A 22754-nucleotide genomic window follows, 5' to 3' on the forward strand; every position below is an offset into this window, starting at 1 on the left:
CAAATAGATACAATAAGGCTTAAACTAATGAAAATAGCCTCAAGAATAGTAAGAAGTAGTCGCTACATAATATTTAAGCTTTGCAGTAGCTACGCATATAAAAATGATTTTTATGAGATTGTAGCAAATATTCACAAGTTAGAATGAAATTCTTTTATTATTGTTCTTTGATAAGTTCAAAAAGTAAAATTTTATACTATAGGTGAAATCTATTCTTCTTTAATGTAAATATCTGTAATTTATGAAAATTTTATTCATATAACAATTATACTAAGATTTCTTATAAATATTTTTCAGTTTAATTTTTGGTTGGTGAATAATTCAGGATTAATATTTTCTTTAGCTCCATTGCCTTTTTAAAGGCCGATTTATCGACTATCTTTTTTCCAATTAAATCTTTATACATTCCAGTTGCAGCAACTCTTACATTAAAAGAATCAACAATGGTTACATCAACTCCAACAACACTCTTTATTATCTCAGCTATATTCTGTGCATAATCCTTAATATCCGTTAAATTTTTCATATCAATTCCTCTTTTAATAGAGTTTCTAATATTTTTATAACCTTTTCATTACAAATGGAATAATTTATTTCAAGTCCATTTCTTTTGCCCTTTATAATTCCTTTATTTTTTAATATTCCTATATGCTGTGAAACAGTAGACTGAGGTATGTTTAAGCACCCCTGCATTGTAGTTACATTTTTTTCTCCTTCAATATATAGTCCCTTTAATATACATAATCTGATAGGATGTCCTATGACCTTTAAAATTTCTGCTGTTTCTAAAAATACCTGATTATCTAAATAATTCATAATTTTCACCTCATCTTGATGATTATTCTAATTTATTATGTTATAATAATGAAACAAAGGAGGGTTTTATATGTTTGATAAACAATTTCTAATTAAATTGAGGAATTTTGCAATTTTTATAGTAATCTATACTTTAATATTCTTTTTATTTTTTTCAACATTATCCTATACACTCCCTTTTGTTATAGGAATAATTGTTTCTTTGATTTCACTACCTTTAGTTAAATTCTTAAAACGTAAATTAAAATTTAAAGATTCTATTGCCTCTTTGATATCTGTTCTACTTGCATATATCATATTTATTTTATTACTAATAGGTATTTTTACAAAAATAACATACGAAATAAAACAATTAGTATCTTCTATACCTAACGTTAACACATTTATTCCATACATTCAAGAATACTTTGATAAATTAAGATTATATTACGATGCAATTGATCCAGCTATTGTTCAAAAAATAAATGAACAAGTTACTAAATTTGCCTATTCAAGTTTAGATATACCCCTATCTATACTTAATAAGTTGTTATCTATTGTACTAAAACTTCCAGTTATTTTTTTAATCCTATTTGTTTCTTTATTATCCTCCTATTTCTTTAGTAAAGATATGTTAAACTTTAGATCATCAATATTAAATATATTTACACCAGATGGAAAGAAAAAATTTTCCTTAATAGTAGATGAATTGAATAAGTCCTTAACTGGGTATATAAAGGCATATTCTTTTATTGTTACATTAACGTTTATAGAAACATATATTGGTTTTTCTATATTAAATATAAAATACGCATTAATTTTAAGTATAGTTTCTGCTATATTTGATGTTTTACCTATTTTAGGTATTGGTGCCGTTTATTCTTTAGTTGCATTATATTATATTATAACTAAAAAATATATTATAGCCTTTGGAATTCTAATATTATATCTTATAGTAACTATTGTTAGACAAATATTAGAACCAAAGCTTGTTTCTGCATCACTTGGGCTTCATCCTGTAGCTGTTTTAGCTGCAATATTTATAGGTATAAAGGCATATGGGTTTGTAGGTATGATTTATCTTATTTTTCTAATGGTATTATATAACATACTTAAAAAAACAAAAATATTATAGGAATATAAAACCTCCCATTTGGATAAACTTACAATATAGGAAAATGGGAGGTTTTACTATGCCTATAAATAATGATATATACTTTTCAACAAACGTAAATAATATAAATTCAAGCTACCTTCTATCAATTAAATTAATTGACTTGATTTTAGAAAACGATATATATAGTAAAAATTTAGTTATACTTTGTATAGGTACAGACAGATCAACTGGAGACTGTTTAGGTCCTCTTGTTGGATATAAACTTAATAAATTATCTCTAAATAAAAAGGTTGATATATATGGAACACTCAATAATCCTGTCCACGCTAAAAATCTTGATGAAAATATAAACTTTATATACAACACAATAAAAAACCCTTTTATTTTAGCCATTGATGCATCTCTTGGAAAGAGCGAAAATATAGGTAATATTAATTTAATAAAGGGACCTGTTTATCCAGGTGCTGGAGTAAATAAAAAACTTCAACCTGTAGGAGATATAAGCATAACTGGAATTGTTAATAGTTCTGGATTTATGGAGTATATAGTTTTACAAAACACCAGATTAAGCATTGTTATGAAGATGGCTGAAATAATCACTACAAGTATTTATATGTCTCTAAAACAAATTTACAATTACAAAGTAGCTATAGATTAAAAAATTGGCGAATAAGCTCTATTATTAATTGCATACAAAATTTCCTTCATACTTTTATTGTCAACATTTATAATAAGTGCTCCTCTATCTGGAGTTTTAACGTGATTTGTTAAATTAGATAAACCCAATTCTTCATCTTTATAAATATATACATCTGAAGGTATGCCTTCACTAAATTTATGAACATTATAACCTAAACTTTCTAAGTTTAATATTATTTCCTTTAAATTATCCTGAACGCTTATAATCATAAAAACACCTCCTGTTTTTATTATTTCACAGGAGGTGTTTTATTATTACTTAAGTGCCTGTTCTAAGGCTTGTTTTTCTTCATCGGATAAGTCATATTTTGAAATTCCATTTTCAATTGGTTTTGCAAATGTAGTGCATTCACTCCTACCAAAAAGACCAGTAAGTACTATACCATTATTATTTTCGTCTAAAAGTGCAACTGAAAAACTTAAATCACTACCTACATCATCAAAGGCTCTATATCTTACAATACCTACCTTTTGTATACATTTTTTTAATCTTAAGTTTACATCATTGTATAACTCGGTATTTTTATTAACTTGCTCTAATGCCTTATCTATACTATCTGTGTATTGTATAATTAGTTCTTCTAAATTTTTATTATTATTACCCTTCATTAATTTTCTATAACGTTTTTCAATTCTATTAAGTTCTACCCTGTTTAATATTTCTAAGAACAATATGATTAACACTAAAATTAATATACCTATGTTAATAAAAAGACCATAGGTTTGAAAAAAGTTTTTTATAAATTCCATAAGATCAGCTCCTTTTTTAATGTTTCACGTGAAACATTTTTTATAAATTTAATATATCAAGTATTCTTTGCAAATCATCTTCGCTATAATATTCTATCTCAATTTTTCCTTTTTTTCTACCCTTATTTATGTTCACCTTTGTGCCAAATATATTTTTTAATCTGTCCTCTATATCTTTTATGTATATATCTTTTGTATTATTTTTTTCTTTTTTATCCTTTATATTGTTAAGATTTTGAATTAATTTTTCTGTCTGCCTTACATTTAATCCTTCATTTACAACCTTTATTGCTATTTCATATTGTTTGTTTTTATCTTCTATTCCTGCTATAACCTTGCCGTGGCCTTCTGTTATATCTGAATTTAAAATCATATCAATAACTCTTTTGTCTAAATTTAAAAGTCTTAGGGAGTTTGTTATTGCTGGTCTTGACTTTCCAAGCCTTCTTGCTAATTCATCCTGTGTCAGCCCAAATTCATCTATAAGTTTTTTATAAGCAAGTGCTTCTTCTATAGGATTTAAATCCTCCCTTTGTATATTCTCTATTAATGAAATTTCCATTGCTTCCTTTTCACTAATTTCCTTCTCTATAATTGGTACTTTTTTAAGTCCCACAAGCCTTGCTGCTCTCCATCTTCTTTCTCCTGCAATAATTTTAAAATACTCGCCTTCTTTTTTTACTATTATAGGTTGAATTATACCATGTTCCTTTATCGATTGTGCCAATTGTTCTATTTTTTCTATATCTATATTTTTTCTTGGCTGTTCCTCATTTGGAAATATATCATTTATATCAACTTCCTTTACACCCTCTAATTCTTTAACTTCAACATCTGGTATCAGAGCACCTAACCCCTTACCTAATGCACTTTTTTTTGCTGTCATATCAATATCCTCCTTCATCATATTCTAAGAATTCTTTTGCAAGCTCCATATATGCCTCTGCTCCCCTGGAATTTTTGTCATACAGCATAATTGGAATACCGTGGCTTGGTGCCTCCGCCAATTTAACATTTCTCGGAATAATCGTAGTATATACCTTGCCCTTAAAATATTTTTTTGCTTCCTCAACAACCTCAATAGAAAGGTTTGTTCTACCGTCAAACATACTCATAATTACACCCTGTATATCAAGTTTAGGATTTAAACTCTTTTTAACTAACTGAATAGTATTCATCAATTGTCCAACACCTTCAAGTGCATAAAACTCACATTGTATTGGAATGAGTACACTATCTGAAGCTGTAAGTGCATTTATTGACAATAACCCAAGAGATGGTGGACAGTCAATAAATATATAATCATAATCATCCTTTATACTCATCAACGCTTCCTTCAATTTGCTTTCTCTATTTATTCTTGCAGTAAGTTCTATTTCTGCACCAGCCAATTCTACATTTGAAGGAAGTAGATACAAGTTTTCAAAAACTTCTACTATTGCCTTGTTTGCATCTAATCCCATTATAACATCATACATAGAAAACTCTAAATCATCTTTATTTACACCAAAACCACTTGTTGTATTGCCTTGTGGATCTATATCAACTGATAAAACCTTCTTACCAAAGCTTGCAATATATGCAGCCAAATTAATACTGGTAGTAGTTTTCCCAACACCACCCTTTTGATTAAATATCGATATTATTTTTCCCATCTAATTTACACCCCCATGTATATTATCACACGTCATATAATATATTTTACAGTAAGAATGAATTAGTTTAAATACATTTAGGAGGATTTTATGTTAAAATTAATATTTTCTACATTTATAACTATATTTTTAGCTGAATTAGGGGATAAAACTCAAATTGCAACTATGATGTTATCCGCTAATTCTAAACAAAAATTAGTAATATTTTTAGGTTCCAGTTTAGCTTTAGTTTGCTCCTCTCTGGTCGCTGTTATTTTAGGAGATACACTAAGCCGTATCATACCACCTCAATATATTCAAAAGGGTGCTGCAATAGCATTTATTGCAATAGGAATACTTCTTTTGTTCAACAAAATATAAAACAATACTCTAAATTTTACAAAAGCCCTACGAATAGATTTTAAAAGGCAACTTATAATGTGTGCCTATAAAATCCTTCATAGGGCTATCTAAAAAACAATTAATTCTTTAATATAAAATAGATAACGGTATTTTTCAGAATATTCTTTATTACACTTTTTGCTTATCACTTTTTTGGAATTCTCACTACTATTTCTAAATACTCATCCAACTCTTTTTGTTTATACTCTGCTTCTATTCCACTTTTTTCCATAATCTGTTTTATGGTATTGGTTATTATTTTTGTATTTATATTCCATTTATACTTATTCTTTATATTTTTGTTGTTTTTATTACTGTTTTGTTTTTCATTTAAAATTTTCTCAATTAATTCCTCTGTCTTTTTTACTGTTAATCCCTTTTTTATTACTTCATTTATTACCTTTTTTTGTAATTCTTCATCTTCAAGTTTAAGAAGTGCTCTTGCGTGCCTTTCTGTTAAGCCTTCACTTATAAGCCTTTCCTTTACTTCATCAGATAATTTTAATAATCTAAGTTTATTTGCTATTGTAGATTGCTTTTTTCCTATTCTTACTGCAAGCTCCTCTTGTGTAAATCCGTGTTCTTTAATTAAGTTATAATATCCTTCTGCTTCTTCTAAATAATTTAAGTCCTCTCTCTGAAGGTTCTCAATAAGTGCAAGTACAGCGGATTCTGTATCTGTAATATCTACAATTATTGCAGGTATTTCTGTTAATCCAGCAAGTTGAGATGCTCTAAGTCTCCTCTCTCCAGCAACTAATTCAAAAAGATTATCATTGATTCTTCGTACACTTATGGGCTGTAATACTCCAAATTCTCTTATTGATTCTGATAGTTCTATTAATGCTTCCTGGTTAAATACTTTTCTTGGCTGATACATATTTTGTCTTATTTTTGTTATAGGTATATTTATAATCTCTCTTTCAGCCTTCATATCCACCATCCCTTTTTAAATATTAAAAGTTTATCTTAGCGGCTTCTTTTCTATCTGAGCTGGTTTTCTTGGGTATCTTTTATCAGTATTTTTTATTTTGTCAACTATAACAAGATTATGTTTTATATCCTCACCTAATATATTAGTTTCTACAATACTATTTAGTTTTCCTCCTAATGTACCTATTGCATTTCTTGCTTCTTCTACCTCCTCATATGCAGAAGGTCCCTTTAGTGCTATAAATTTTCCACCAACTTTTACATAAGGCATACAATATTCACTAAGAACCATCATATTAGCCACTGCTCTTGCTGTTGCAATATCAAATTTTTCTCTAAAATCTTCTTTTCTTGCCATATCCTCTGCTCTTCCGTGTACCGCAACTATACCCTTAAGTCCAAGCTTTGATATAACATCATTTAAAAAGTTTATTCTTTTATTTAATGAATCAAGTAATACAACTTCTACATTAGGATTTATTATCTTTATTGGGATTCCTGGAAATCCTGCCCCAGTACCTACATCTATAACCTTTATCCCATCTTTTATATATCCACTTTTAATTATTGATATAGAATCAATAAAATGTTTTTTTATTATTCCTTCATCATCGGTTATTGCTGTTAGGTTTATCTTTTCATTCCATTCCTTTAATAATTCCTTATATATTATAAACTGTTCTATTTTTTCATTATCTAATTCAATACCATATACCTTTGCACCCTCGTAAATAAGTTCCTTTAATTCCATATACTACTCTCCCTTTTTTCTTCTTAACTGTTCTAAGTATATAAGAAGTACCGAAATATCCGCTGGAGAAACTCCTGATATTCTTGAAGCTTGACCTATGTTTTGTGGTCTTATCTTTGACAGTTTCTGCTGTGCTTCGATTCTAAGACCTTGTATCTGGTTATAGTCAATAAAATCTGGTATTCTTTTTTGCTCTATCTTTTTAAACTGTTCTACTTGTTGAAGTTGCTTTTGTATATATCCATCATACTTAATCTGATTTTCTACTTCTCTTGCAACATCATAAGGTATATCTGGTCTCTCCTTATCTATTGCCTTTGTTAATTCATATGTGAGCTCAGGTCTCTTAATTAAATCATATAGATGTATACCAGATTTTATCTCTGAACTATTATTTTTTCTTAAAAACTCATTTACCTCTTCACTTGGAGGTAGTATAACTTTTTTAATTCTTTGAATTTCTTCTTCTATAGCCTGTTTTCTTTTTAAATATCTTTGGTATCTCTCCTCTGTTACAAGACCTACCCTATATCCCTTCTCTGTTAATCTCAAATCTGCATTATCCTGTCTTAAAAGCAATCTATATTCTGCCCTTGATGTCATCATTCTATAAGGTTCATTAGTTCCCTTTGTTACTAAATCATCTATTAGAACACCTATATATGCATCTGATCTATCTAATATTAATGGTTCCTTATTTTTTACTTTAAGTGCAGCATTAATACCAGCTATTATTCCCTGTGCTGCTGCCTCCTCATATCCAGAAGTTCCATTTATCTGTCCTGCAAAGAACAATCCTTCAATAAATTTAAGTTCAAGTGAAAGTTTAAGTTGTTGAGGGTCAATGCAGTCATATTCAATTGCATAGGCTGTTCTCATTATTTCAGCATTTTCTAAGCCTGGAATGGATCTATAAAATTTTATCTGTACATCCTCAGGCATAGAACTGGACATTCCCTGAATATACATCTCTTCAGTATTTTCACCCTCTGGTTCAACAAAGATTTGATGTCTTTCCTTATCTGGGAACTTAACAATTTTATCCTCTATTGAAGGACAATATCTTGGACCAACTCCTTCAATATCTCCTGTAAAAAGTGGAGATCTATGTATATTTTCTTTTATTATTTTGTGGGTCTCTTCTGTTGTATAAGTTAAATAACAAGGTATTTGCACTCTCTCTATATTATCAGACATAAAGGAGAATGGTATTACTCTCTCATCTCCAGGTTGTATTGTCATCTTTGAAAAATCAATAGACCTTCTATTTATTCTTGCGGGAGTTCCTGTTTTAAACCTCCTTAAACTGATTCCCAATGCCTTTAGACTATCGGATAATTCATTAGCAGGGAATAAACCATTAGGTCCTCCATTATAGCTTACATCACCAATTATTATTCTACTTTTTAGATATGTTCCAGATGTTATTACTACTGTTTTACATTCAAAGTAGGCACCATTTTTTGTCTTTAAACCTACTATCTTATTATCCTTAACATCAAGTTCAATAACTTCATCCTGCTTTAAAGTTAAATTTTTCTGCGTCTCTAAAACGTGCTTCATATATTCCTGATATCTTTTCTTATCTGCCTGTGCTCTTAATGATTGTACTGCTGGGCCTTTAGCTGTATTTAACATTTTGGATTGTAGATATGTATTATCAATTGCTATACCCATTTGTCCACCAAGTGCATCTACTTCCCTTACCAAATGTCCCTTTGCTGTACCTCCAATTGAAGGATTACAAGCCATCATTGCTATACTATCTAAATTCAATGTTATGCATAGAGTCTTACATCCCATTCTTGCAGCAGCAAGAGCTGCCTCACATCCTGCGTGTCCTGCTCCAACTACTATAACATCATAACTACCTGCAAAATACAAAAAACTCACCTCCTATTTACCTATACAAAAATCACTAAATATTCTATCTATAATATCCTCTGCAGCTGTGTCACCAGTAATTTCACCAAGCTTTAAATATGCATCCTTATACTCTACAGAAGCTATATCCAAAGGAAGTCCTAATTCAATTGTTTCTATCCCCTTTAATATACTCTCCTTTGCCTTAAACAATATATCCTTATGCCTTACATTAGTAACAAATATATCCTTAGACTTTACCTCTCCTGAAAATACAAAATCTTCTATTTTTTGCTTTATATCCTCTACGCCCTTTTCTGTATTAATAGAAGCAAAGACTATATTTTCTTCATTAAAATTACTTTTTATTATATCTAAATTCAGTTCCATTGGTAAATCAATTTTGTTTATTACAACTATTACCTTTTTATTTTTTATAAGTTCTATTATCTCTAAATCCTCATCATCAAGTGGCCTGCTCGAATCAATCATAAATATAATCAAATCAGACTTCTCTATATATTCCTTTGATTTTTCAACACCTATTTTTTCAACAATATCCTGTGTTTCTCTTATTCCTGCTGTATCTATTATTTTAACAGGAATTCCCCTTATGTTTATATACTCTTCAATAACATCTCTAGTTGTACCTGGAATGTCTGTTACAATAGCCCTCTTTTCCTCTAAAAGAGCATTAAGAAGAGAGGACTTACCTACATTTGGCTTACCTACTATACTTGTATTTAAACCTTCTCTTAGTATTTTTCCTGTTTCAGCATTTTTAATCAAATGTTCAAGCTCTTTTATTATTTCATTTGAATCGTTAATAATCTTTGATGAAACAACATTTTCAATATCATCTTCTGGAAAATCAACTGATGCTTCAATATGGGCAAGTATGCCTAAAAGTCTATTCATTATATCTTTAATCCTTTGAGATAGTTTTCCTTGTGATTGTTCTAATGCAATATGCATACTTTCACTTGTCTTTGCTCTAATTAAATCTATAACTGCCTCTGCCTGCGATAAATCTATTCTCCCATTTAAAAAGGCCCTCTTAGTAAATTCTCCTGGTTCTGCAAGCCTTGCACCATTCTTCAAAACTAAGGATAGTATCCTCTTTACTGCAACAACTCCACCGTGACAGTTAATCTCTACTATATCTTCCCTTGTATATGTATTTGGAGCCTTCATATAGCTAATTATAACTTCATCTATCTTCTCATCTGTGTTTGGATCTATTATAAAGCCATACATCATAGTATAGGACTTCATATCCTTTACATTTTTTCCTTTATAGCTTTTAAAAACCTTTTCAATAATACTTAAAGAGTCTTTTCCCGACATTCTAACAATTCCAATTCCACCTTCTCCAACAGGTGTAGAAATTGCAGCTATAGTATCATCTAAAAACATAAAATTCACCTCTATAAGTGTAGTCATTATATATTATACCAAAATATAAAGAAACAATAATCAAGAAATATGCCTGCCATTTGGCAGGCATATTTTATTATCTTTTTAAATCAATTACAACTTTTCTAAATGGTTCTTCCCCTTCACTATAGGTAGTTACATATGGATGATCCTGTAATGCTGAGTGAATAATTCTTCTCTCATAAGGATTCATTGGCTCAAGCTTTACACACTTATTTGTCTTTTGAACTTTATATGCAAGCTTTTTTGCTAAACCAATAAGTATTTCTTCCCTCTTTTTTCTATAATTTTCTGCATCTAATATAACCTTTTTATGTTCAGCTTCTGTATTATCTTTGTTTATAACTAAACCTACTAAAAATTGAAGAGCATCTAATGTTTCTCCTCTATGTCCAATTAATACTCCTAATCTTTGACCTACTAAATTAATCTTAAGCACATCATCTTCGTCTTTAATATGTATTTCACATTTAACACACATCTTATCTAAAACATCTCTTAAAAAACTCTTAGCTATTGCTGCATAATCCTTTTTTAAAGTTACTTTAACTCTTGCTGGCTTTGCACCAATAAGTCCTAAAATACCCTTACTTCCCCTATCTAATATTTCAACATCAACGGAGTCACCTTTTACTCCAAGTTCCTTTAACGCCGCCTCAATAGCATCCTCAACAGTTTTTCCTGTCATTTCAATAGACTTCATAGGCCCAAATCACCACCCTACTTCTTAATCGCTAAAGCTTCCTGTTCCTTATTTTTTATCCTGTTTATTATGAAATACTGAATAGCAATTTGTATTAGGTTGCTTATTATCCAATACAATACAAGTGCAGCCTTAAAATTAATAGATACCCAAGTAATAAATAATGTCATAAATATATTCATTTGCTTTTGACTCTTTGCCTGTGCATCATCACCCTTTGGGGTCATCATTATACCTTGTATGTATGTAGTTAAACCTGATAATAGTGGAAGTATGTACAATGCATCCTTTTGTCCTAAGCTTTTAATCCATAAAAAGCCTACATCATTGAATCCTGTGTATTTATAAATAACGTTATACATTGCAATAAATATAGGGAATTGAATAAATATCAACAAACACCCTGAAAATGGACTTGCTCCCATCTCCTTGTAAAGTTCCATTTGCTTTTGTTGAAGCTTTTGAGGGTCGCCCTTATACTTTTCTTGTAACTCCTTTAATTTTGGCTGCATCTCAGTCATCTTAACTTGAGACTTTGTTTGACTTATTGTAAGTGGTAGAAGTATTAGTTTAATTATAGCTGTAAATATAAAAATATCCAAAAAGTAAGCAAGACTTAAATTTTTAACCCCTAAACTTACAAAATTATGGATTAGATTAAAAAAACTTGTTAACGCTGAATTAATACCTGCCAAATAAATTACCTCCTTTATGGAACAGGATCATACCCACCCTTATTAAGTGGATGACACCTTAATATCCTCCTTATAGCTAAATATCCCCCTTTTAAAGCACCGTATTTTTCTATTGCCTCAATAGCGTACATAGAACACGTTGGATAAAATCTACAGCTTGGTGGCTTTAAGGGCGATATATACTTTCTATATAGTTTAATTATAAAAATTAAAAATTTTCGCATTATTTCCCCTCTTTTACCAGACCTACTCGTTTCATAAGTCCTACAACAGACTTTTCTACTTCACTGTAATTACTTTTCAATATACCAACTCTTGCTATAAATATTATATCATATCCTTGCTTAAAAATAGACTTATTTTTTCTAAAACTTTCCCTAATTAATCTTTTATATCTATTCCTTACTACACTCTTACCTACTTTTTTACTGACCGATACACCAAGTCTATTATAATTATTTCCATTTTTACTATAATACATAACTAAATTTGAATCACTAACTGATTTTCCTTTTTTATATATTAATCTAAAGTGAGCATTCTTTTTTATTCTCTCTTCTTTTTTCATATTAATCCCTCAGATTATAAAAAACATATATTGAATAAAAAGGCCACGAATCGCGGCCTTATGCTGTCAATCTCTTTCTTCCTTTTCTTCTTCTTCTTTGTAGAACTTTTCTTCCATTCTTAGTCTTCATTCTCTTTCTGAAGCCATGTTCCTTTTTTCTTTGTCTCTTTTTTGGTTGATATGTTCTTAACATCTAAATGCACCTCCTTTAAAAAGAATATTTATCTCAGGATAACATTTTCAAAAAGGCATATTACATAAAAATTATATATTTATGTCTTGTTAATGTCAAGAAATACTTTATTGTTGATAATTTTTTATTCACATATGTGTTTTTTGTGGATAACTATTGCCTGTGAATAATTAATTTGATAATATATTAATACAATGTGGATAATTTTATGTGTTTTTGTTTATTTTTTGTGGATTATGTAAAGTTATTCACATTCTGTGGATAAGCCTGTGTATAACTTGTTGAATTTTTATTTGTTATTTACTATAAACCTTTAAAAAATCTATTGTTTCTGTTTGTTAATTGTGTTGATTTTATTTTGTGAATAATTTAAACCCTATTTTAAAAATAAAATACTTTTTCACATTCTGTGAATATCTTTTTATTTTTTTTGTCAACAACTGTTTTTTGATTATTAAATTGTGAATAACTCTGTTAATATATATTTTTCGATTTAATTATTACAAAAAATTTACTTAGAACAGGAGGTTTATTATGGGCACAGACATCTATTCTCTCTGGGAAAAAACTTTAAATATAGTAAAAACAGAACTTACAGAAGTAGGTTTTAATACATGGATCAAATCTTTAAAGCCCATAAAGTTGACGCAGGATGCCTTCTATTTACTTGCTCCAACCGAATTTTCAAAAAACATATTAGATGCAAGGTATAAAGATTTAATAGGTAATGCCTTTAAATTAGTTGCTTCTAAAAAATACGAAATAAAATTTGTTTTGGAAACTGACGATGTATTTAAAGAATTAGATAGTACTTCCCAAAAAATTGATGAAGCAACTTCTTCAAATAAATCAAGTATTGAAACTAAACCTAATCAAGCAAATGATGAGCTTGCAACATCTACATTAAATCCAAAATATACCTTTGATACCTTCGTGGTTGGAAATAGTAATAGATTTGCACATGCTGCATCTTTAGCTGTAGCAGAGGCTCCAGCAAAGGCATATAACCCTCTATTTATATATGGAGGCGTTGGTCTTGGTAAAACCCACTTGATGCACGCAATCGGGCACTACATTTTAAGCAACAATCCTAAAGCAAGAGTAGTCTATGTGTCCTCTGAAAAATTTACTAATGAACTTATAAATTCTATCAAGGATGATAAGAATGTTGAATTTAGAAATAAATATAGAAACGTTGATGTTCTTTTAATTGACGATATACAATTCATTGCAGGCAAAGAAAGAACCCAAGAAGAATTCTTCCACACATTCAACGCACTATATGAAGCAAACAAACAAATAATTATTTCAAGCGATAGACCACCAAAGGAAATTCCAACATTAGAAGATAGATTAAGATCTCGATTTGAATGGGGACTTATAGCCGACATACAGCCACCAGATTTTGAAACAAGAATAGCAATTCTAAAGAAAAAGGCTGATATGGAAAACCTACAGGTTCCAAATGAAGTTATGGTTTATATTGCAAATAAAATTCAATCAAACATTAGAGAGTTAGAAGGTGCATTAATTAGAATTGTTGCATTTGCCTCTCTTTCAAATAAAGAAATAAGTGTAGAACTTGCAACAGATGTTCTAAAGGACATAATATCCAATAAAAACAACAAACAAATTACAGTTGAACTAATCCAAGACGTAGTTGCAAGCTACTACAATCTTAGAATAGACGATTTTAAATCAAAAAGAAGGACTAAAAATGTTGCATATCCAAGGCAAATTGCTATGTATTTAGCAAGAAAACTAACCGATTTATCTCTACCTAAAATTGGAGAAGAATTTGGTGGACGTGACCATACAACTGTAATACACGCATATGAAAAAATATCTGAGGACTTAGAAAAGGATGATGCTCTAAAGGAAACAATAGATGAACTAATTAAAAAGATCCATCAGAAATAATTCACACATGTTAATAATTGAAGTTTATAATTTGTGGATAGTTGTATTTTAATTTTTAATCTCTTTATAATGTGGATAAAATTAAGATGTTTTCATCAACTTATCCACAAATTATTTTTTTATCAAATTATTCTTCTTTCTTGCTTTAACGTAGTTATCAACATATCAACAGCACCTATTACTATTACTACTAAACTATTGTTTATAACCTCTATCTATAATAAAAAATTATCCACTGTGGATAAAAGGAGGATTTACTTATGTGGTTTATATGTGAAAAAGAATTATTACAGGAAGCAATAAATACAGTTCAAAAGGCAACTTCAACAAAAACAACTTACCCTATTCTTGAAGGAATTCATATAAGGGCAACAAAGGATAATAAGGTAACCTTTACTGCAACAGATTTAGACCTTGGTATAGAAACATTTATAGAAACAGAAGTTTATCAAGAAGGAGCAACAGTTGTTAACTCTAAGTTATTTGGAGAATTCATCAGAAAACTTCCAAACGACAAAATAATAATTAAAATGGAAAATAATAATGTATATATAACTTGTCAAAAGTCTGAATTCGTGCTTTTAGGAAATAATCCAGATGAATTTCCTAAACTTCCAACAATAAACGAAAATTCCATGTATGAAATTTCACAAGATTTAATAAAAAGCATGATTCGTTCAACTATTTTTGCTATAGCACAGGAAGAAACAAGACCTATACTTACAGGAGTTTTATTTGAAGTTAAAGATGGAAAATTAAGCTTTGTTGCATTAGATGGATATAGATTAGCATTAAAAAGGTATGATATAGATTCAGAGAATGAAATAAGTGCTGTAATACCAGGAAAAACTTTAAATGAAATATCAAAGATACTTGAGACAACAGATGAAAAGGCAAAGATAACTTTTACACCAAATCATATATTATTTAACCTTGGAAATACTAAAGTAATATCAAGATTGTTAGATGGCGAGTTTATAAATTATAGGCAAATAATTCCTGAAGAGTATAGACTAAAGGTTAAAGTAAATAGAAATGAACTTTTAGATAGTATAGAAAGAGCATCTCTGCTTGCAAGAGAAGGAAAGACTAATTTAATTAAATTTGACATAAAGGATTCTAATATGATAATAACTTCAAACTCACAATTGGGTAAAGTTTATGAGGAAGTTAATATTGAACTTGAGGGTGAAAATTTAAAAATTGCCTTCAATTCAAAGTATTTCTTAGATGTTTTGAGAATAATAGATTCAGATGAAATTTATTTAGAATTTACTACAAATGTAAGCCCTTGTGTAGTTAAAAAATGTAATTCTGATGATTATATATACCTTGTATTACCTGTTAGATTAGTTGAAGAATAAGATTAAGAAAGCAATGGGGGATAGTCCCCTTGCTTTTTATCTTTAATTGAGGAGGTTAAATAAATGGAACAAATATCTATAAATACAGAGTATATAAAATTAGACCAGTTATTAAAATGGGCTAATATTGCAGATTCAGGAGCCTTTGCTAAACTTATAATTCAAAATGGAGATGTTAAGGTTAATGGTGAAGTTGTTTTAAATAGAGGTAAGAAAATTTATAAGGGAGATATAGTTGAAGTTGAAGGTGTAGGAAGTTTTAAGGTGGTATAGGTGGGATTATGTATATAGATGCAATAGAACTTATAAATTACAGAAATTATGAAAAACTTGAACTTAAATTAAACAATAAAATAAATATATTTGTTGGAGAGAACGCACAGGGTAAAACAAATGTTTTAGAAGCAATGTATTTTTTTAGTGCATTAAAGTCCCATAGAACAAATAAAGATAGAGAGTTAATATCTTGGAATAAAAATAAAGCATATATTAAGGCAGATGTAGTAAAAAATTTGGGTAATTATAAATTGGAGTTTTTGCTTGATATAGAGGGAAAAAAGCAGATGAAGTTGAATGGAGTTAAAGTAAATAAATCAACTGATGTTTTAGGGACATTAAACACAGTAATTTTTTCACCTGAAGACTTAAAGTTAATAAAAGAAGGACCTTCTTTGAGAAGAAGATTTATAGATAACGAATTAAGTCAGATAAGACCAAAGTATTATTATATATTAAATCAATACAATAAGGTATTAATGCAGAGAAATAATATTTTAAAAACATTGATGTTTTCCCCTTCTAACAGGGCTACACTGGAAATATTTAGTGAACAGCTTGCTGACTATGGGAGCATAATAATTCAAAATAGAATTGAATTTATAAAAAAGCTAACTTTAATAGCAAGACTTATACATAGAAAAATTACAGATGGTAAAGAGGAACTTGAAGTTTTATATAGAAGTGATATAAATGTTAATACAACAACTAAGGAAATCAAGGAAAATTTACTTGATTATTATATTAAACATACTGAAGATGATATAAAAAAGGGATTTACTTTGGTTGGTCCTCATAGAGATGATTTGGCCATATTTATAAATGGGATAGATGTTAGAAATTTTGGCTCTCAAGGTCAACAAAGAACGGCAGCACTTTCTTTAAAATTATCTGAACTTGAAATTGTAAAGGCAGAGGTAGGAGAGTATCCGGTACTTCTTCTTGATGATGTACTTTCAGAACTTGATCCTAAAAGACAATTTTATTTACTTAACTCCTTGAAGGATATACAAACAATTATAACTTGTACAAGTATTAAGGATATAGATATTAAGAAATTTGCCGAAAAAAGTATTTTTGAAGTTAATAAAGGAACTATTGTTCGATTAGAGTAAAAAATGTTGTTTATTTTATGAATTAGATTTATAATAAATATGATTTTGATATAGGGAGGCTTTTTTATGTTTCTTCATTTAGGAGAAAATGTAGTAATTCCTTTAAGTGAAGTTATTGCTATCTTCGATATAAATTCTACCTTCAATTCTGATACAAGAAATTTTTTAAAGATAGCAGAAGAAGAAGGATTTGTTACAAGAATTACAGATGATCCACCAAAATCCTTTGTATTAACAGAGAGAAATAAAAAAAGTATAATTTATCTTTCTCCAATATCTTCACTTACTCTGGTAAAAAGAACAGGCTTTTTGAATGAACTATAAGAAGAGGTGAAAAGAATGAGTAGTAATGTACAGCAGTATAGTGCAAATGAGATACAAGTTCTTGAGGGGCTTGAAGCTGTAAGAAAAAGACCTGGTATGTATATAGGTAGTACAGGACCTAAGGGACTTCACCATTTGGTTTATGAAATAGTTGATAACTCAATAGATGAAGCATTAGCAGGATATTGTAGCAATATTGAGGTTATTATACATAAGGATAACTCAATAACGGTAGTAGATAATGGTAGAGGTATACCAGTTGATATACATCCAAAACTTAATAAGCCTGCAGTTGAAGTTGTATTTACGGTATTACATGCAGGTGGTAAGTTTGGAGGCGGAGGATATAAGGTATCTGGGGGATTGCACGGAGTTGGTGCTTCGGTAGTTAATGCCCTGTCAGAATGGCTTGAAGTTAGGGTTAGAAGAGATGGTAAAGAATACTATCAAAAATATGAAAGAGGTAGAGTGGTTTGTGATTTAAGGGTAGTAGGAGATGCAAATAGTACAGGAACTACAGTAAGCTTTAAACCAGATGCTGAAATATTTGAAGAATTAGAATATGACTATGATACTTTAGCTCAAAGATTTAGAGAACTTGCATTTTTAAATAAGGGAATTAGTATTACTTTAAAGGATGAAAGGGAAGAAAAGGAAGAACAATTCCATTATGAAGGTGGAATTAAAGAGTTTGTAAAATATTTAAATAGAAATAAAGAGGTTTTAAGTGAAGAACCAATATATGTAGAGGGAGTAAAGGATGATGTAATAGTTGAAATAGCACTTCAGTATAATGACAGCTATAACGAAAACATATTTTCCTTTGCAAATAACATCCATACTCCTGAAGGTGGAACTCATGTAAGTGGATTTAAAACAGCACTTACGAGGGTTATTAATGATTATGCAAGAAAGTATGGATTCCTTAAAGAAAATGATAAAAATTTAGCAGGAGAAGATACACGTGAAGGTTTGACAGCAGTTATATCGGTAAAAATAACAAACCCTCAATTTGAAGGTCAAACAAAAACTAAACTTGGTAATACTGAGGTTAGAAGTGTTGTTGATACAATTGTTGGAGATAAAGTTGCAGCCTTTTTAGAGGAAAATCCTCATGTGTCAAAGATCATATTAGAAAAATGTATAATGGCTCAAAGAGCAAGAGAAGCAGCAAGAAAAGCAAGGGAATTAACAAGAAGAAAATCTGTATTAGATTCAACCTCTCTTCCAGGTAAGCTTGCAGATTGTTCAGAAAAGGATCCAAAGCTTTGTGAAATATATCTTGTTGAGGGGGATTCAGCAGGAGGTTCAGCAAAGGGTGGACGTGATAGAAGATTCCAAGCTATTCTTCCTCTTAGAGGAAAAATAATGAACGTTGAAAAGCAGAGATTAGATAAAATATTATCTTATCAAGAAATAAGAAATATGATAACAGCTTTTGGGGCAGGAATTGGAGATGAATTTGATATAAGCAAAATTAGGTACGATAAAATAATTATAATGACAGATGCCGATGTGGATGGTGCACACATTAGAACATTGCTATTAACATTCTTCTACAGATATATGAGACCTCTTATAGAGGAAGGACACGTGTATATTGCACAGCCACCTCTTTATAAGATAACTAAGAATAAAAAGATTCATTATGCATATTCAGATAAGGAACTTGAAAAGAAACTTAATGAAATTGGAAGAGATAATGTCGAAATACAAAGATATAAGGGTCTTGGTGAAATGAATGCAGAACAGCTTTGGGAAACAACTATGAACCCAGAAACAAGAACACTTCTTAAGGTTGAAATAGAGGATGCAGTAGCAGCAGACGAGATATTTACTATACTTATGGGAGATAAGGTTGAACCAAGAAGAGAATTTATACAGAAAAATGCTAAGAAGGTTCAAAATCTTGACATATAATGAGGTGAAAAAATGGAAGATAGAAGAGAAAAAATTGTTTCAGTCGATATAAAGGATGAGATGAAAAAATGTTATATCGATTATGCAATGAGTGTTATTGTAGGTCGTGCACTTCCAGATGTTAGGGATGGGTTGAAGCCTGTTCATAGAAGAATTTTATATTCAATGCATGAATTAGGATTATATCCTGATAAACAGTATAGAAAATCAGCCAGAATCGTTGGGGATGTTTTAGGTAAATATCATCCACACGGTGATAGTGCGGTTTATGATGCAATGGTAAGACTTGCTCAGGATTTCTCAACGAGATATCCTTTAGTTGATGGACACGGAAACTTTGGTTCCATTGATGGTGATGGGGCAGCTGCTATGCGTTATACAGAGGCTAGGCTTTCAAAAATTTCAATGGAACTTTTAAGGGATATAAACAAGGATACAATTGATTTTATAGATAACTTTGATGGTACAGAAAAGGAACCATTAGTTCTTCCTTCAAGATTTCCAAATCTTTTAGTTAATGGTTCATCAGGTATTGCTGTTGGTATGGCAACAAATATACCACCTCATAATTTAGGAGAGGTTATAGATGGGCTTGTTGTATTAATAGATAACCCTGAAGCTACAGTTAAAGACATAATGTCTAAGATAAAGGGTCCAGATTTCCCAACAGCAGGTGTAATATTAGGTAAAGAGGGAATAAGACAAGCATATGAAACAGGAAGAGGAAGAATTACTGTAAGAGCAAAGGCTGAAATAGAAGAAGAAAAGGGAAAACATAGAATAATAGTTACAGAAATACCATATCAGGTCAACAAAGCCAAGTTAATTGAGGATATAGCAGAACTTGTAAAGGATAAGAAAATAGAAGGTATATCTGATTTAAGAGATGAATCAGATAGAGAAGGTATGAGAATTGTTATTGAATTAAAGAGGGATGCAAATCCTAATGTTGTTTTAAATTTATTATATAAGCATACAAAGATGCAGGATACCTTTAGTGTAATAATGCTTGCATTAGTAGATGGAGAACCCAAAATACTTAATTTAAAAGAGGTTTTAACACACTATTTAGAATTCCAAAAGGTTGTTATTAGAAGAAGGACTCAATATGAGTTAGATAAGGCAGAAGCAAGAGCTCATATTTTAGAAGGTTTAAAAATAGCACTCGATCATATAGATGAGGTTATTAATTTGATAAGAGGGTCAAAGACGGTTGATGAAGCAAGAAGTGGGCTTATGTCAAGATTTGGGCTTTCGGAAAAACAAGCTCAAGCTATACTTGATATGAGATTACAGAGACTTACAGGTCTTGAAAGGGATAAAATAGAGCAGGAATATGAGGAGCTTATCAAAACAATAAATAGATTAAAGGAAATTCTTGCAAACGAAAGATTAGTTCTTAATATAATAAAGGATGAGCTAATTGAAATAAAACAAAAATATGCAGATGAAAGAAGAACAAAGATAATAAATAGCACTGAGGAAATAAATATAGAAGACCTAATTCAAGAGGAAGAAGTTGTAATAACCATCACTCATGCAGGATATGTAAAGAGAATACCAATTGATACTTATAAGAGTCAAAAAAGAGGTGGAAAAGGTATTCAAGGTATAACAACAAGAGAAGATGACTTTGTAGAGAATATATTTATAACTTCAACACATAATAACATACTATTCTTTACAAACTTAGGAAGAGCATATAAATTAAAGGCCTATGAAATACCAGAAGCAGGAAGAACTGCCCGTGGTACAAATATTGTAAATATTTTACCTTTTAGCCCAAGAGAAAGAATACAAGCAGTTATAGCGATAAAAGAATTTGATGAAGATAAGTTTATATTCTTTGCAACTAAGAATGGAATTGTTAAAAAGACAGCATTAAGTGAATTTAGCTCTATTAGAAGAAGTGGATTAAATGCTATAAACCTAAAGGTTGATGATGAACTAATTGGAGTTAAGTTAACTGATGGAAATAGTAAAATAACAATAGTAACTCAAAACGGATATTCAATTACATTTGAAGAAAACGATGTAAGATGTATGGGAAGAACAGCAGCAGGGGTTAGAGGAATTACATTAAGAGATAATGACGTAGCTGTTGCTATGGATGTATTTGAAGAAGACGCTGATTTACTTGTTGTTAGTGAAAATGGATATGGAAAGAGAACTCCATGTACAGAATACTCTATACAAAATAGAGGTGGAAAAGGATTAATAACATATAAGGTAACAGAAAAAACTGGACGTATAGTTGGAGCAAAGACGGTAAAAGACAAAGACGAGATAATGCTTATAAACAGTAATGGAGTAATAATAAGATTAGAGATAGCACAGATTTCAAGAACAAGTAGAAACACAATGGGAGTTACCTTAATGAAAACCGATGCAGACCAAAGAATTGTGTCTATTGCAAAAATAATAAATGAAGATAGTGAAGAAGAATAATTAATAAAAAGGGTAGATATTCTATTTGAATGTCTGCTCTTTTTACATTTGGTGAGAATTTATAACTAAGATATTATTTTAATGATAAAATAATTCAGATTGTTGACAAACCTGTTCGTTAGCTAAAGTATGAAAAAAGCCCCATGAAAGGATTTCAAAATGGCATATTTCATGAGCTTTAGCAATTATTGCTTTTCGACTTTGAAAAAGTCCGTAATTTGGCACAGGACGTGCCGAGCCGAGCGGCTATCAGGACGATGGCATCGCGAGGGTAGGACTTTTCAAACAAAGAAAAGCTTAGAATTGCTTAGCGAAATGAATCGATGCCCAAGAAATCCTTCATGGGGCTAATTAATATATAACTTTTTCAACAGCCTGTATTATTTTATTGATAAAATAAATTATGATAAGCTATAAAAAAATAATAAATTGGTGTTGACAGAAAAAGATTTAAATGATAATATATATAACTGTCAGCGACAAGGAAACAAAAAATAAAAAATAAAAATTGTTGTTGACAAAATGAAATAAGTGTTATAAAATAAAATATGTTGAATGACGGTCCTTGAAAACTGAACAGCGAGAGCGAACGTACCAAATAAGAAGCTAGGTTATAACATGAGAGTTTGATCCTGGCTCAGGACGAACGCTGGCGGCGTGCCTAACACATGCAAGTCGAGCGGAGGGGAAAGGAGCTTGCTTCTTGAACCTCAGCGGCGGACGGGTGAGTAACACGTGGGTAACCTGCCCTTGAGAGGGGGATAACAGGTCGAAAGGCCTGCTAATACCGCATAACGCTAAGAAGCTGCATGGCGTCTTAGCCAAAGGTTAATTCCGCTCAAGGATG

The 22754-nt window shown here is 30.2% G+C and carries 26 protein-coding genes and 1 rRNA gene; 12 read left to right on the forward strand and 15 right to left on the reverse strand.

All coding sequences use genetic code 11. The features are described from left to right. Window positions 1-147: transposase (locus tag BUB63_RS09735; protein WP_200790214.1), on the forward strand; the 147-nt coding region annotated here is incomplete at its 5' end. 151 nt (window positions 148-298) lie between these two features. Here BUB63_RS09735 and BUB63_RS09740 read toward each other — a convergent pair. Together BUB63_RS09740 and BUB63_RS09745 are read right to left on the reverse strand one after the other, a co-directional pair. After that, window positions 299-526, reverse strand: a complete 228-nt coding sequence (locus BUB63_RS09740) for a hypothetical protein (RefSeq protein WP_073249436.1) — start codon at window positions 524-526, stop codon at window positions 299-301. Then, on the reverse strand, window positions 523-816 hold the full coding sequence (locus tag BUB63_RS09745; protein WP_073249438.1) for an ArsR/SmtB family transcription factor: 294 nt from the start codon (window positions 814-816) through the stop codon (window positions 523-525). Before BUB63_RS09745 ends, BUB63_RS09740 begins: the two co-directional genes overlap by 4 nt. Before the next feature lie 70 nt (window positions 817-886). Between BUB63_RS09745 and ytvI the strand changes: the two genes are divergently transcribed. Together ytvI and yyaC are read left to right on the forward strand one after the other, a co-directional pair. Then, a complete protein-coding gene (gene ytvI, locus BUB63_RS09750; protein ID WP_073249440.1) occupies window positions 887-1930 on the forward strand; it encodes a sporulation integral membrane protein YtvI in 1044 nt (347 codons plus the stop codon). Between the two features lie 58 nt (window positions 1931-1988). Then, the gene (gene yyaC / locus BUB63_RS09755; RefSeq protein ID WP_073249442.1) at window positions 1989-2570 is read left to right on the forward strand and encodes a spore protease YyaC; all 582 of its coding nucleotides are present in this window, start codon (window positions 1989-1991) and stop codon (window positions 2568-2570) included. Here the strand turns inward: yyaC and BUB63_RS09760 are convergent. Genes BUB63_RS09760 through BUB63_RS09775 form a run of 4 tightly spaced genes read right to left on the reverse strand, consistent with a single transcriptional unit; the run spans window position 2567 to window position 5016 of the window. Further along, window positions 2567-2821 (reverse strand): YkuS family protein, encoded by a 255-nt coding sequence (locus BUB63_RS09760; protein ID WP_035166127.1) that lies wholly within the window; start codon window positions 2819-2821, stop codon window positions 2567-2569. The two genes, yyaC and BUB63_RS09760, sit on opposite strands and share 4 nt — an antisense overlap. Before the next feature lie 45 nt (window positions 2822-2866). After that, a complete protein-coding gene (locus BUB63_RS09765; RefSeq protein ID WP_073249444.1) occupies window positions 2867-3361 on the reverse strand; it encodes a DUF4446 family protein in 495 nt (164 codons plus the stop codon). 40 nt (window positions 3362-3401) lie between these two features. Next, the gene (locus BUB63_RS09770; RefSeq protein ID WP_027308705.1) at window positions 3402-4247 is read right to left on the reverse strand and encodes a ParB/RepB/Spo0J family partition protein; all 846 of its coding nucleotides are present in this window, start codon (window positions 4245-4247) and stop codon (window positions 3402-3404) included. 1 nt (window position 4248) lies between these two features. Continuing rightward, window positions 4249-5016: a ParA family protein gene (locus BUB63_RS09775; RefSeq protein ID WP_027308706.1), complete on the reverse strand. Its 768-nt coding sequence runs from the start codon at window positions 5014-5016 to the stop codon at window positions 4249-4251. A 90-nt stretch (window positions 5017-5106) separates the two neighbouring features. Here BUB63_RS09775 and BUB63_RS09780 point away from each other — a divergent pair, with 90 nt between their 5' ends. Beyond that, window positions 5107-5376 (forward strand): TMEM165/GDT1 family protein, encoded by a 270-nt coding sequence (locus BUB63_RS09780; RefSeq protein ID WP_027308707.1) that lies wholly within the window; start codon window positions 5107-5109, stop codon window positions 5374-5376. A gap of 166 nt (window positions 5377-5542) precedes the next feature. Here the strand turns inward: BUB63_RS09780 and noc are convergent, their stop codons facing one another. From noc to rpmH, 9 genes are all read right to left on the reverse strand, one after another. After that, complete coding sequence (gene noc / locus BUB63_RS09785; RefSeq protein WP_198011951.1) at window positions 5543-6331, reverse strand: nucleoid occlusion protein; 789 nt, start codon at window positions 6329-6331, stop codon at window positions 5543-5545. 30 nt (window positions 6332-6361) lie between these two features. Next, the gene (rsmG, locus tag BUB63_RS09790) at window positions 6362-7081 is read right to left on the reverse strand and encodes a 16S rRNA (guanine(527)-N(7))-methyltransferase RsmG (protein ID WP_027308709.1); all 720 of its coding nucleotides are present in this window, start codon (window positions 7079-7081) and stop codon (window positions 6362-6364) included. A gap of 3 nt (window positions 7082-7084) precedes the next feature. Then, window positions 7085-8965 carry a tRNA uridine-5-carboxymethylaminomethyl(34) synthesis enzyme MnmG gene (mnmG, locus tag BUB63_RS09795; RefSeq protein WP_143290271.1) on the reverse strand — a complete coding sequence of 627 codons (1881 nt, stop codon included), beginning with the start codon at window positions 8963-8965 and terminating at the stop codon, window positions 7085-7087. A 12-nt stretch (window positions 8966-8977) separates the two neighbouring features. Next, a complete protein-coding gene (gene mnmE, locus BUB63_RS09800) occupies window positions 8978-10360 on the reverse strand; it encodes a tRNA uridine-5-carboxymethylaminomethyl(34) synthesis GTPase MnmE (RefSeq protein WP_073249448.1) in 1383 nt (460 codons plus the stop codon). A 97-nt stretch (window positions 10361-10457) separates the two neighbouring features. Next, window positions 10458-11084 (reverse strand): RNA-binding cell elongation regulator Jag/EloR, encoded by a 627-nt coding sequence (gene jag, locus BUB63_RS09805; RefSeq protein WP_073249450.1) that lies wholly within the window; start codon window positions 11082-11084, stop codon window positions 10458-10460. A gap of 17 nt (window positions 11085-11101) precedes the next feature. Next, window positions 11102-11779, reverse strand: coding sequence for a membrane protein insertase YidC (gene yidC / locus BUB63_RS09810; protein ID WP_073249452.1), 678 nt, complete (start codon window positions 11777-11779; stop codon window positions 11102-11104). A 14-nt stretch (window positions 11780-11793) separates the two neighbouring features. After that, window positions 11794-12003 carry a membrane protein insertion efficiency factor YidD gene (yidD, locus tag BUB63_RS09815; RefSeq protein ID WP_027308714.1) on the reverse strand — a complete coding sequence of 70 codons (210 nt, stop codon included), beginning with the start codon at window positions 12001-12003 and terminating at the stop codon, window positions 11794-11796. After that, window positions 12003-12347 carry a ribonuclease P protein component gene (rnpA, locus tag BUB63_RS09820; protein WP_027308715.1) on the reverse strand — a complete coding sequence of 115 codons (345 nt, stop codon included), beginning with the start codon at window positions 12345-12347 and terminating at the stop codon, window positions 12003-12005. Before rnpA ends, yidD begins: the two co-directional genes overlap by 1 nt. Window positions 12348-12405: 58 nt before the next feature. Further along, window positions 12406-12540, reverse strand: a complete 135-nt coding sequence (gene rpmH / locus BUB63_RS09825; RefSeq protein ID WP_018664108.1) for a 50S ribosomal protein L34 — start codon at window positions 12538-12540, stop codon at window positions 12406-12408. Between the two features lie 534 nt (window positions 12541-13074). Here rpmH and dnaA point away from each other — a divergent pair. From dnaA to BUB63_RS09865, 8 genes are all read left to right on the forward strand, one after another. Then, a complete protein-coding gene (dnaA, locus tag BUB63_RS09830) occupies window positions 13075-14460 on the forward strand; it encodes a chromosomal replication initiator protein DnaA (protein WP_027309363.1) in 1386 nt (461 codons plus the stop codon). Window positions 14461-14720: 260 nt separating this feature from the next. Then, complete coding sequence (gene dnaN / locus BUB63_RS09835; protein WP_027309364.1) at window positions 14721-15824, forward strand: DNA polymerase III subunit beta; 1104 nt, start codon at window positions 14721-14723, stop codon at window positions 15822-15824. Window positions 15825-15887: 63 nt separating this feature from the next. Next, complete coding sequence (locus BUB63_RS09840; protein WP_027309365.1) at window positions 15888-16097, forward strand: RNA-binding S4 domain-containing protein; 210 nt, start codon at window positions 15888-15890, stop codon at window positions 16095-16097. 8 nt (window positions 16098-16105) lie between these two features. Continuing rightward, window positions 16106-17215, forward strand: coding sequence for a DNA replication/repair protein RecF (gene recF / locus BUB63_RS09845; protein ID WP_073249454.1), 1110 nt, complete (start codon window positions 16106-16108; stop codon window positions 17213-17215). Between the two features lie 66 nt (window positions 17216-17281). Beyond that, complete coding sequence (gene remB, locus BUB63_RS09850; protein ID WP_027309367.1) at window positions 17282-17539, forward strand: extracellular matrix regulator RemB; 258 nt, start codon at window positions 17282-17284, stop codon at window positions 17537-17539. A 15-nt stretch (window positions 17540-17554) separates the two neighbouring features. Next, window positions 17555-19459, forward strand: a complete 1905-nt coding sequence (gyrB, locus tag BUB63_RS09855; protein WP_027309368.1) for a DNA topoisomerase (ATP-hydrolyzing) subunit B — start codon at window positions 17555-17557, stop codon at window positions 19457-19459. 12 nt (window positions 19460-19471) lie between these two features. Continuing rightward, a complete protein-coding gene (gyrA, locus tag BUB63_RS09860; RefSeq protein ID WP_073249456.1) occupies window positions 19472-21907 on the forward strand; it encodes a DNA gyrase subunit A in 2436 nt (811 codons plus the stop codon). A gap of 614 nt (window positions 21908-22521) precedes the next feature. Then, window positions 22522-22754, forward strand: a 16S ribosomal RNA gene (locus tag BUB63_RS09865); the annotation flags it as partial.

This window comes from Caloramator proteoclasticus DSM 10124, from assembly GCF_900129265.1.
GTDB lineage: Bacteria > Bacillota > Clostridia > Clostridiales > Caloramatoraceae > Thermobrachium > Thermobrachium proteoclasticum.

Excerpts from the sequence above, each read along its gene's own strand:
- BUB63_RS09740 (WP_073249436.1), bottom strand. The coding sequence starts at position 526 with ATGAAAAATTTAACGGATATTAAGGATTATGCACAGAATATAGCTGAG.
- BUB63_RS09745 (WP_073249438.1), bottom strand. The coding sequence starts at position 816 with ATGAATTATTTAGATAATCAGGTATTTTTAGAAACAGCAGAAATTTTA.
- ytvI (WP_073249440.1), top strand. The coding sequence starts at position 887 with ATGTTTGATAAACAATTTCTAATTAAATTGAGGAATTTTGCAATTTTT.
- yyaC (WP_073249442.1), top strand. The coding sequence starts at position 1,989 with ATGCCTATAAATAATGATATATACTTTTCAACAAACGTAAATAATATA.
- BUB63_RS09760 (WP_035166127.1), bottom strand. The coding sequence starts at position 2,821 with ATGATTATAAGCGTTCAGGATAATTTAAAGGAAATAATATTAAACTTA.
- BUB63_RS09765 (WP_073249444.1), bottom strand. The coding sequence starts at position 3,361 with ATGGAATTTATAAAAAACTTTTTTCAAACCTATGGTCTTTTTATTAAC.
- BUB63_RS09770 (WP_027308705.1), bottom strand. The coding sequence starts at position 4,247 with ATGACAGCAAAAAAAAGTGCATTAGGTAAGGGGTTAGGTGCTCTGATA.
- BUB63_RS09775 (WP_027308706.1), bottom strand. The coding sequence starts at position 5,016 with ATGGGAAAAATAATATCGATATTTAATCAAAAGGGTGGTGTTGGGAAA.
- BUB63_RS09780 (WP_027308707.1), top strand. The coding sequence starts at position 5,107 with ATGTTAAAATTAATATTTTCTACATTTATAACTATATTTTTAGCTGAA.
- noc (WP_198011951.1), bottom strand. The coding sequence starts at position 6,331 with ATGAAGGCTGAAAGAGAGATTATAAATATACCTATAACAAAAATAAGA.
- rsmG (WP_027308709.1), bottom strand. The coding sequence starts at position 7,081 with ATGGAATTAAAGGAACTTATTTACGAGGGTGCAAAGGTATATGGTATT.
- mnmE (WP_073249448.1), bottom strand. The coding sequence starts at position 10,360 with ATGTTTTTAGATGATACTATAGCTGCAATTTCTACACCTGTTGGAGAA.
- jag (WP_073249450.1), bottom strand. The coding sequence starts at position 11,084 with ATGAAGTCTATTGAAATGACAGGAAAAACTGTTGAGGATGCTATTGAG.
- yidD (WP_027308714.1), bottom strand. The coding sequence starts at position 12,003 with ATGCGAAAATTTTTAATTTTTATAATTAAACTATATAGAAAGTATATA.
- rnpA (WP_027308715.1), bottom strand. The coding sequence starts at position 12,347 with ATGAAAAAAGAAGAGAGAATAAAAAAGAATGCTCACTTTAGATTAATA.
- rpmH (WP_018664108.1), bottom strand. The coding sequence starts at position 12,540 with ATGTTAAGAACATATCAACCAAAAAAGAGACAAAGAAAAAAGGAACAT.
- dnaA (WP_027309363.1), top strand. The coding sequence starts at position 13,075 with ATGGGCACAGACATCTATTCTCTCTGGGAAAAAACTTTAAATATAGTA.
- dnaN (WP_027309364.1), top strand. The coding sequence starts at position 14,721 with ATGTGGTTTATATGTGAAAAAGAATTATTACAGGAAGCAATAAATACA.
- BUB63_RS09840 (WP_027309365.1), top strand. The coding sequence starts at position 15,888 with ATGGAACAAATATCTATAAATACAGAGTATATAAAATTAGACCAGTTA.
- recF (WP_073249454.1), top strand. The coding sequence starts at position 16,106 with ATGTATATAGATGCAATAGAACTTATAAATTACAGAAATTATGAAAAA.
- remB (WP_027309367.1), top strand. The coding sequence starts at position 17,282 with ATGTTTCTTCATTTAGGAGAAAATGTAGTAATTCCTTTAAGTGAAGTT.
- gyrB (WP_027309368.1), top strand. The coding sequence starts at position 17,555 with ATGAGTAGTAATGTACAGCAGTATAGTGCAAATGAGATACAAGTTCTT.
- gyrA (WP_073249456.1), top strand. The coding sequence starts at position 19,472 with ATGGAAGATAGAAGAGAAAAAATTGTTTCAGTCGATATAAAGGATGAG.